Origin of the sequence: Vibrio sp. OPT41 (assembly GCF_015163595.1) — a bacterium.
In the GTDB taxonomy this organism is placed as follows: Bacteria; Pseudomonadota; Gammaproteobacteria; order Enterobacterales; family Vibrionaceae; genus Vibrio; species Vibrio alginolyticus.
The window spans coordinates 186,369-195,714 of the sequence record NZ_JADDYH010000028.1; the positions used below are offsets into that span (position 1 = coordinate 186,369).

Sequence of the window (9,346 nt, forward strand, 5' to 3'; positions counted from 1 at the left end):
TCTCGTGTAAAGCAGAGGCGTAAAAACCCCGAGCAAAAATAATCCGATGATGAGGGTGTTCATCATCAGCAGGAAGATAAATAGGCTCATCACCACCTAACTCTAATTTCGTATTAAATTGTTCTAAAAAGGTGTCATTAAAAATGGTGATTAAGTCTTGGTATTCGTGGGTCATCGTCGAGTTTGTACTTCAGTTTGACATGCGCTGCATATTGTCGCTGTTTTTAGTTATGAGGTAAAGGCACCCCCACATTTTTGGTTATTAGTTGAATTTATCTGAAGGTCGCTTTCTCCATACAATTTCTCATTCGTCAGCGTACTTATTTACCACTACACTCTCGCCTTATTTTGATGCCGTTCAAACCGCTATTTTTAAGCCGTTTGATTACAAGCATGTTGCTGGTTTTAATCACTTTTTAAGAGAGATAGAACCGTTTGTAAGTGTTGTTACTTCGCCTACGCTGATTCTCGTAGAACGTAGTGACTTTTTACGTTGAGTGTTTCCCTATGTTGCTAAGTGTGTTGTATATCATTGGTATCACGGCTGAAGCCATGACAGGTGCGTTAAGTGCTGGTAGAAGAAAGATGGATTGGTTTGGTGTTATGTTGGTGGCTAGCGCAACGGCCATTGGTGGTGGCACCGTACGTGACATTCTATTAGGCCACTACCCTCTTGGTTGGGTAAAAAACCCAGAGTTCCTTGCAATTACGTGTGTTGCAGGTGTGCTAACAACAGGTTTAGCGAAATGGGTGATTAAGCTGAAAGGTCTGTTCATTCGCCTCGATGCATTAGGTTTAATCGTGTTTAGTATCATCGGAACAAAAATTGCGATGGGCATGGGCTTGCACCCTGGTATTTGTATGGTTTCAGCGTTAGTAACTGGTGTATTCGGTGGGCTACTTCGCGACTTGATCTGTCGCCAAACACCATTGGTACTACATGAAGAGCTTTACGCTTCTGTCGCTCTTATCGCATCAGGAATGTACTTAGCGCTATTAGAATTTAATATTCCTGATGTCACTGCCACGATCATTACACTGGTTACTGGTTACATGCTGCGTATGGCTGCGGTACGCTTTAAGTGGCGTCTGCCTTCTTTCCATTTGGAAACCGAAGGCTCGATTCATTAAGCAAAAACTACTTAAACAAAAAAGGTTGCCTGATAAAATTGTGCCACCCGCGATTCAGTGAGTGGCATAATTTTATATTCAGTCATCCTGAACAGCGACGAAGGAGCATGATTCAGGATATATTATCCGAGCACTCTGTTGTCAGAGATGTTTCTTTCTCTTTTCATCGTGCTGAAATTAGATTCCTAGTCTCGCTATAGCTCGCTGGAATGACACAAAGCTCTTAAATCTTCGGTGTTTCAGTTGTTACGCCATGGTTTTGACCACGGTGGCGTAGTAAATGATCCATCACCACAATTGCCAGCATCGCTTCTGCGATAGGCACAGCACGAATACCCACACATGGGTCATGACGACCTTTGGTGATCAACTGAGTTGGTTCACCTTCTTTTGTGATGGTCTCACCCGGCACAGTGATACTTGATGTTGGCTTAAGCGCAATGTTTGCGACAATGTCTTGACCAGTCGAGATACCACCAAGAATGCCACCCGCATGATTACTACCAAAACCTTCAGGAGCAAGCGTATCACGGTGCTGACTGCCTTTTTGGTTTACCACCTCGAAACCGTCTCCGATTTCTACGCCTTTCACCGCGTTGATGCTCATTAGTGCGTGCGCGATGTCTGCATCCAGACGGTCAAATACGGGTTCCCCGAGACCAACAGGCACGTTAGTTGCCACAACCTGGATTTTTGCGCCAATAGAGTCGCCTTCTTTTTTCAGGTCACGGATAAGTTGGTCAAATGCTTCTACTTTGTCAGCATCAGGGCAGAAGAATGCATTGTTCTCGATTTCGCTCCAATCTACCTTGTCGATAGATACATCACCCATTTGTGACAAGTAAGCACGAATCTCAACACCAAACTCATCTTTTAAGTATTTCTTCGCGATTGCACCAGCCGCCACACGCATTGCGGTTTCACGAGCTGAAGAACGGCCGCCACCGCGATAGTCGCGGATGCCGTATTTTTGGTGGTAAGTGTAATCAGCATGACCCGGTCTGAACTTATCTTTGATGTCAGAGTAGTCTTTTGAGCGCTGATCGGTGTTTTCAATTAGCAAACCGATCGATGTGCCCGTGGTTTTGCCTTCAAAAACGCCAGAAAGAATTTTAACTTCATCCGGTTCACGACGTTGTGTGGTGTAACGTGATGTGCCTGGACGACGGCGGTCGAGATCGATTTGTAGATCTGCTTCTGTAATTTCCAACCCCGGAGGACATCCGTCTACGATACATCCCAGTGCGATACCGTGACTTTCCCCGAATGTCGTCACTCGGAAATGTTGTCCGATACTGTTTCCTGCCATTACTTCCTCAAGTTTTTATCGCCACGCTCTCTCAAAACAGAGCATAGCTGCTTTCCAATTCTTCGTGGATTCATAGTGGCTTTATTACGTTTTGATGTAAAGAGTTAATATCGGCGAGGTATGCATAAAAAAAACACCGAGCATAAAGCTCGGTGTTTTGATGTTTAGTGCAAGACTCTATTAGTCTTTGTACAGTTTAAACTCTTCTGCACACTCAACCAGCTGGTCACGCGTTAGCATAAATACGCCATGACCGCCGTTCTCGAACTCAATCCAAGTAAATGGAATCTCTGGATACTGTTCCATCATATGAATCATTGAGTTTCCGACTTCACAAATAAGAATGCCGTTATCTGTTAGATAATCTGGCGCGTTAGCAAGAATACGACGCACTAGTTTTAGACCATCCGTACCCGCAGCTAAACCAAGCTCAGGCTCATGCGTGAACTCATCTGGCAGGCTGTTCATGTCTTCTTCATCCACATATGGTGGGTTGGACACGATTAGATTGTATTTCTCTTTTGGAAGATCACGGAACAAATCAGAGCGAATTGGGAACACTTGCTGCTCCATGCCGTGATCTTGTACGTTTTGCTCAGCCACTTGTAGAGCATCTGTAGAGATGTCGATAGCATCCACTTCTGCTTCAGGGAAAGCGTGCGCACAAGCAATCGCGATACAACCAGAACCCGTACATAGGTCCATGATGCGCGTAGGCTCTTCCACCAACCAAGGTTGGAATTCCGCTTGAATCAATTCGCCGATAGGAGAACGTGGCACAAGTACACGCTCATCAACGAAGAACTCAAGACCGCAGAACCATGCTTTGTTTGTTAGGTATGCTGTTGGCGTACGCTCGTTGATGCGTTTTACTACGCGCTCAACAATACGCAGACGCTCGCTTGTCGTTAGGCGAGAGTTCAATACGTGCGGAGGCACATCAATCGGCAAGTATAAGGTTGGCAGGATAAGCTGAACTGCTTCATCCCACGCATTATCAGTACCATGACCGTAAAACAGGTTCGCTGCATTAAAGCGGCTTACCGTCCAACGAATCATATCTTGAAGGGTATGCAGTTCCGATACCGCTTCTTCTACAAAAATCTTATCCAAAATTGCCTCCGAAAAGCGCTACAATACTGCCAATAAAGTTTATTAATGAAATTGTTTACCTAATGAGCAAAAAAGACACCGAGAACGATGACGATTTCGCCTTGTTTCAGGAAGCAGTACAGGGCGTAAAAAAGTTGCGACAGGATACCATAATCCAGCAACCAAAAAAAAATACTAAGCAAAAAGAAATCAAGCGCTCCAACCGTGAAGCGAGTGACTCTGAATTTTACTTTTCAGACGAGTTTGTCCCTCTATTAAACGATGAAGGTCCAACTCGTTATGCACGTGACGACGTCTCCACTTATGAAGTCAAACGTCTACGTCGTGGCGTGTATGTACCGGACGTGTTCCTCGATATGCACGGCATGACACAGCAAGAAGCAAAACGCGAGCTTGGTGCGATGATAGCCTATTGCATCAAAAACGAGATTCATTGTGCGTGTGTGCAACATGGTATTGGGAAACACATCCTGAAACAGAAAGCCCCACTTTGGTTAGCACAGCATCCTGACGTTATGGCTTTTCACCAAGCGCCACTAGAATTTGGTGGTGATGGTGCGTTGTTAGTGTTGCTTTCAATTCCTGAAAAGTAACAAGCTTGCTGTATACACGACGAAACGAAAAGGCAGGGATCTCCTGCCTTTCTTATTCTGTCTCTAATTTGCAAACGCTTATTTTGGTTTAGACACTTATGGCGTAATATGCCAAAGCACTTCACCATTTTGTGTTTGTAAATCATATTCAATGCACACTAGCCCTGATGTAGGAAACATCGGTGGTGTCATGTCTTTTACAAACTCTGAAGTCAGATAACCGACCAAAGGCAAATGCGATACGAACAAAAGCGAGTCCAATTGTTCGACTTCGATTAATGCACTTGCGAAATCGAAGACATGCTCGGACTGGCCATAAGGTGTAATATCTTCACAAGTTTCAATGCTTTTTGCAGAGAAATACGCACTGATCTCTTGCCAAGTTTGTTGAGCTCTAATGTACGGACTCACCAACACTTTATCGAATTGCGCAAAACCCTGTTCTTTACAGGCTCTCGCAACCGCTTCTGATTCGACTCTGCCTCTTGGGGTCAATTGTCGTGCTGCGTCTGAATCTGCAAAATGCTCGGCTTCACCGTGACGCATGATGAATATTTTCATGTTATTTCCTAGGGATAGCTAACGCTACCAAAAGGTTGACTGCTATCTTTATTAGATAGACGGGGCTAACTTTAACAATGACGAAACAAAAATACTGATATAATTATCTGTTCATTATACCAATTCGCTTGTTAAAGATAGCGACTTTCTTAACAATCTATTAAAAGAATGTACTCAGTTCATCACACTATTTAACTGTGCAATGAGTTCAGAGCATTCACTCAAACAGTTCTTCCCCATACGCAAACGCGATGGGCCTGTGCAGAAGTCTACGAATAACAAAAATACGGCAAGCAGTATTTGTCGAAACGCAAACTTTGCGCCCCCCGCGAGGGGAGCCTAAATTACTGTAATGCGAAATCTGGAGACGCATCGTGCATCTAAGTCCTAACGATTCAAATCAATACCGCTACATTACCTTGAGCAATGAACTGCGTGTACTGCTGATTCATTCCGATACAGCTCAACAGTCGGCAGCTGCTCTGGCAGTGAACGTTGGACACTTCGACGACCCAAACGATCGCCAAGGTCTGGCACACTATTTAGAACACATGCTTTTTTTGGGTACGGAAAAATACCCTAAAGTGGGCGAGTTTCAAAGCTATATTAGCCAACACGGTGGAACAAACAACGCTTGGACTGGTACAGAGCACACTTGTTTCTTTTTCAATATTGCTCCAAATGCCTTTGAAAGTGCCTTAGATCGATTTAGCCAATTTTTTACCGCACCTTTGTTTAACGAAGAAGCATTAGACAAAGAACGCCAGGCTGTCGACTCCGAATACAAGCTCAAACTCAATGATGATTCTCGTCGCCTGTATCAAGTTAACAAAGAAGTCATCAATCCAGAGCACCCGTTTTCAAAATTCTCTGTCGGAAACTTAGATACTCTTGGCGACCGAGATGGTAAATCCATCCGCGACGAAATTGTGGAGTTTCACCACTCTCAGTATTCCGCCGATTTGATGACACTGACTCTATTTGGGCCACAGCTGCTCGATGAACAGCAAGCTTGGGTAGAAGCCATGTTTGCCGACATCCCAAATCACCACCTTCGTGGAAAATCGATTGATGTACCGATCGGCACTGAGGAAAGCACGGGCATTTTGGTTCAAGTCGAGCCGCTCAAAGAGTTCCGTAAACTGATTCTCACATTTCCCATGCCGGGAATGGATGCGCATTATAGCGTGAAGCCACTCTCCTACTTTGCTCACCTGTTGGGTTATGAAGGAGAAGGCAGTTTGATGCTTCAACTCAAAGAAAAAGGCTGGATTACCTCTCTCTCAGCGGGCGGCGGCGCGAGTGGCAGTAACTACCGAGACTTTACCGTAAGCTGCACCCTGACGCCAAACGGCTTAGATCATGTTGATGATATCGTTCAAGCGGTTTTTCAATACCTCTCGATGATCAAACAAGACGGGTTAGATGAATGGCGCTATCTCGAAAAACAAGCGGTATTAGAATCGGCTTTTCGCTTCCAAGAGCCATCGCGCCCAATGGATCTCGTCAGCCATCTGGTGATCAACATGCAGCACTATCAACCGGAAGACACGGTTTATGGTGACTACAAAATGGCGGGCTACGATGAGGAGTTACAGCGTTCATTGCTGCGATACTTAACCATCGATAATGTACGCGTCACTGTGATTGCTAAAGGCCTGGAATACAACCGTACTGCCGAATGGTACTTTACCCCGTACTCCGTCACACCTTTTAGTGAAGACCAACGTCGTTTCTATCAACAAATCGACCCAAGCTGGCAATTCGTCTTACCGGAAAAGAACCCTTATATTTGCTACGATCTCGACCCCATGCCACTCGAAAATGGTGATTCACTGCCAGAGTTGATTGAGGATCTCGAAGGGTTTCGGCTGTGGCATTTGCAAGATGACGAATTTCGCGTGCCTAAAGGTGTCGTTTATGTCGCTATCGACAGCTCTCATGCCGTTGCATCACCAAAGAACATCGTCAAAACGCGCTTATGTGTAGAGATGTTCCTCGATTCGCTAGCAAAAGAAACCTATCAAGCAGAAATCGCAGGGATGGGTTACAACATGTACGCTCACCAAGGTGGCGTGACCTTAACCCTCTCTGGGTTCAGTCAAAAGCTGCCTCAGTTGCTGGAAATGATTCTGCACCGTTTTGCTTCTCGAGATTTCAGCCCTGCTCGCTTTGAAACCATCAAACAACAACTGTTACGAAACTGGAGAAATGCTTCACAAGATCGCCCTATTTCGCAGCTGTTTAACGCACTTACTGGGTTACTTCAACCCAATAACCCGCCTTTCGCAACCTTAGTCGAAGCGCTAGAAGAAATCGAAGTCGATGAACTCTCGGTATTCGTAGAATCCATTCTTGCAGAACTGCACGTTGAAATGTTTGTTTACGGAGACTGGCAACGCCAGCAAGCCCATGACATGGCTACGACCTTGAAGGATGCTCTAAGAGTTAACGAGCAACGTTATGAAGAGGCACTTCGTCCGCTCATTATGCTAGGTAAAAATGGCAGTTTTCAACGTGAGGTGCATTGTAACCAGCAAGATTCCGCGGTCGTTATTTACCACCAGTGCGAGGATATTGAGCCTCGTAGTATCGCGCTATACTCATTGGCCAATCACCTTATGTCGGCAACGTTTTTCCATGAAATCCGTACCAAGCAGCAATTAGGTTACATGGTAGGCACTGGCAATATGCCGCTAAATCGTCACCCTGGTATTGTACTGTATGTGCAGTCACCTAATGCAGCACCGGCCGAGCTGGTTACCTCAATCGATGAGTTTTTAAATGCCTTTTATATGGTGCTGTTAGAGTTAAACGATTACCAATGGCACAGCAGTAAGCGCGGCTTGTGGAACCAAATAGCAACGCCGGACACCACACTTCGAGGACGGGCTCAACGTCTTTGGGTTGCGATAGGAAATAAGGACACTGAGTTTAACCAACGTGACAAGGTACTGGCGGAGTTGAAGAAGCTGACGCGCGCAGACATGATTCGCTTCGTTGTGAACGAATTGAAACCTCGTACTGCAAATCGTTTGATCATGCACTCTCAAGGTCAAGCGCATTCGGAGGCTCCGCGCATCCATCTAGGACAAGAAATTGGATCAATTGAAGAGTTCCAACTTCGGCCAAAAGATTGCGGCTTGGGGTGATCTAGTTGCGCAGAAATAAAATTGTCGAATACTAAGTATGTACCTAGAGCCCAGTGAGATTGTCGGTCTCATAGATTGAATCGGCACCATAATTAGCAGAAAATTGAAATTACGCCATTACGGCTTATGCTCTAATTCCCCGCACTAAAAATAACTTAATGAGGTAGTCATGAAAAAAGCACTTTTACTTGTGGCTCTTATACTGCCATTGGCATCTGCTCACGCTGAAATCTCAGTCAAAGGCGATGGCTTCGAATTAAGTGACGACTGTGTGCGCCTTAGCGGAGACAATGTATCTATCAACTCAGATGATTGCTCTTCAAAGCAGTGGAATGATAAAGACAAAAAAGGTAACAGCAGCGTTCACGGGGACGACAACCCAGGTAAAGGCCACAATAAAGATAAGAAAGACAAGAAGAAGTAACCATTTCTTCTTTATGAAAAAGGCTTGCCACTGGCAAGCCTTTTTCATAAAGAAGCAACGTTTAATAGAACGTTGTCCCTTCACCAGCTCGAGTAAGCAAACCATCACATGGCGCGTAACGATCGCCATACTTCGATGCAAACTCATTCATTTTCTCTACGAGCTCTTTAATGCCAAATTGGTCCATGTAACGGAACGGACCACCCAAGAACGGTGGGAAACCAATACCAAATATCGCGCCAATATCACCGTCACGTGGCGAGCGAATGATGCCATCATCCAAACAACGTACCGCTTCATTCAACATTGGCAACACACAGCGCAACGCAATATCGTTATCGCTTAGCTTAGATTCAGGGTCGAGCTTAAGCAGTTTGTAAACTGATTTGTCGACATCTTTCTTCTTGCCCTTGTAAGTGTAAAAACCCTTACCACTCTTGCGTCCTTTACGTCCATCATTTAACAAGATATCAAACACATCCGGGCCTTTGAATCGGTCACCTAACTCATTAACCAGAATCGGCATAATTTTCGCGCCAATGTCGACACCGACTTCATCCAGTAAGGTGATCGGGCCGACAGGGAAACCAAAGTCAAGCAACGCCGTATCAATCTTTTCGATCGGTTCGTTAGCCAGCAGAATATGCGCCGCTTCGTTCATGTATGGCGCAAGAATGCGGTTCACGTAAAAGCCCGCTTTGTCTTTCACTACGATCGGGGTTTTACCTTGCTTCTTAGCAAGTGCAACAACTGTTGAAACGGTTTCATCTGACGTCGTTTCATGCGGAATCACTTCCACCAAAGGCATTTTTTCTACTGGGCTGAAGTAATGCAAACCCACTACGTTTTCTGGACGCTCTGCTTTTTCTGCAATTTTGTGGATAGGCAACGAAGAAGTATTGGTCGCAAAGATAGTTTCTGACTTAGCGTTCGCTTCAATGTCCGCCACCATTTTTTGCTTAAGATCTAAGTCTTCAAAAACGGCTTCAATTACGACATCAATATGATTAAAACTGGTGAAATCGACACCACCAGACAGTTGCAGCATTTTCGCTTGCAGATC

At 45.0% G+C, this 9,346-nt stretch carries 9 protein-coding genes; 4 read left to right on the plus strand and 5 right to left on the minus strand.

Going from position 1 to position 9,346, the window contains the following annotated elements; genetic code table 11:
• On the minus strand, positions 1-175 hold a 175-nt coding region (locus tag IQP38_RS26405), incomplete at its 3' end, for an elongation factor P hydroxylase (RefSeq protein WP_228010061.1).
• A 332-nt stretch (positions 176-507) separates the two neighbouring features.
• Between IQP38_RS26405 and IQP38_RS12740 the strand changes: the two genes are divergently transcribed.
• Entirely contained in the window at positions 508-1,131 is a 624-nt protein-coding gene (locus IQP38_RS12740; RefSeq protein WP_193837639.1) for a trimeric intracellular cation channel family protein, read from the plus strand.
• A gap of 223 nt (positions 1,132-1,354) precedes the next feature.
• Here the strand turns inward: IQP38_RS12740 and aroC are convergent, their stop codons facing one another.
• Together aroC and prmB are read right to left on the minus strand one after the other, a co-directional pair.
• On the minus strand, positions 1,355-2,440 hold the full coding sequence (gene aroC, locus IQP38_RS12745; RefSeq protein ID WP_033907375.1) for a chorismate synthase: 1,086 nt from the start codon (positions 2,438-2,440) through the stop codon (positions 1,355-1,357).
• A 180-nt stretch (positions 2,441-2,620) separates the two neighbouring features.
• A complete protein-coding gene (gene prmB, locus IQP38_RS12750; protein ID WP_005380541.1) occupies positions 2,621-3,553 on the minus strand; it encodes a 50S ribosomal protein L3 N(5)-glutamine methyltransferase in 933 nt (310 codons plus the stop codon).
• Between the two features lie 62 nt (positions 3,554-3,615).
• Between prmB and smrB the strand changes: the two genes are divergently transcribed.
• On the plus strand, positions 3,616-4,146 hold the full coding sequence (smrB, locus tag IQP38_RS12755; RefSeq protein ID WP_005380539.1) for an endonuclease SmrB: 531 nt from the start codon (positions 3,616-3,618) through the stop codon (positions 4,144-4,146).
• 96 nt (positions 4,147-4,242) lie between these two features.
• On the opposite strand, the gene sixA is transcribed toward smrB, so the two are convergent.
• Positions 4,243-4,707 carry a phosphohistidine phosphatase SixA gene (sixA, locus tag IQP38_RS12760; protein ID WP_005380537.1) on the minus strand — a complete coding sequence of 155 codons (465 nt, stop codon included), beginning with the start codon at positions 4,705-4,707 and terminating at the stop codon, positions 4,243-4,245.
• A gap of 374 nt (positions 4,708-5,081) precedes the next feature.
• Here sixA and IQP38_RS12765 point away from each other — a divergent pair, with 374 nt between their 5' ends.
• Together IQP38_RS12765 and IQP38_RS12770 are read left to right on the plus strand one after the other, a co-directional pair.
• Positions 5,082-7,859, plus strand: coding sequence for an insulinase family protein (locus IQP38_RS12765; RefSeq protein WP_193837636.1), 2,778 nt, complete (start codon positions 5,082-5,084; stop codon positions 7,857-7,859).
• A 169-nt stretch (positions 7,860-8,028) separates the two neighbouring features.
• Entirely contained in the window at positions 8,029-8,283 is a 255-nt protein-coding gene (locus IQP38_RS12770; protein WP_017635936.1) for a hypothetical protein, read from the plus strand.
• 61 nt (positions 8,284-8,344) lie between these two features.
• On the opposite strand, the gene IQP38_RS26410 is transcribed toward IQP38_RS12770, so the two are convergent.
• A partial coding sequence (locus IQP38_RS26410; protein WP_228010055.1) for a 3-hydroxyacyl-CoA dehydrogenase NAD-binding domain-containing protein occupies positions 8,345-9,346 on the minus strand: 1,002 nt, incomplete at its 5' end.

What these genes read in the sequence shown, in the direction of transcription:
- IQP38_RS12740 (WP_193837639.1), top strand. Translation starts at nt 508, where the DNA reads ATGTTGCTAAGTGTGTTGTATATCATTGGTATCACGGCTGAAGCCATG.
- aroC (WP_033907375.1), bottom strand. Translation starts at nt 2,440, where the DNA reads ATGGCAGGAAACAGTATCGGACAACATTTCCGAGTGACGACATTCGGG.
- smrB (WP_005380539.1), top strand. Translation starts at nt 3,616, where the DNA reads ATGAGCAAAAAAGACACCGAGAACGATGACGATTTCGCCTTGTTTCAG.
- sixA (WP_005380537.1), bottom strand. Translation starts at nt 4,707, where the DNA reads ATGAAAATATTCATCATGCGTCACGGTGAAGCCGAGCATTTTGCAGAT.
- IQP38_RS12770 (WP_017635936.1), top strand. Translation starts at nt 8,029, where the DNA reads ATGAAAAAAGCACTTTTACTTGTGGCTCTTATACTGCCATTGGCATCT.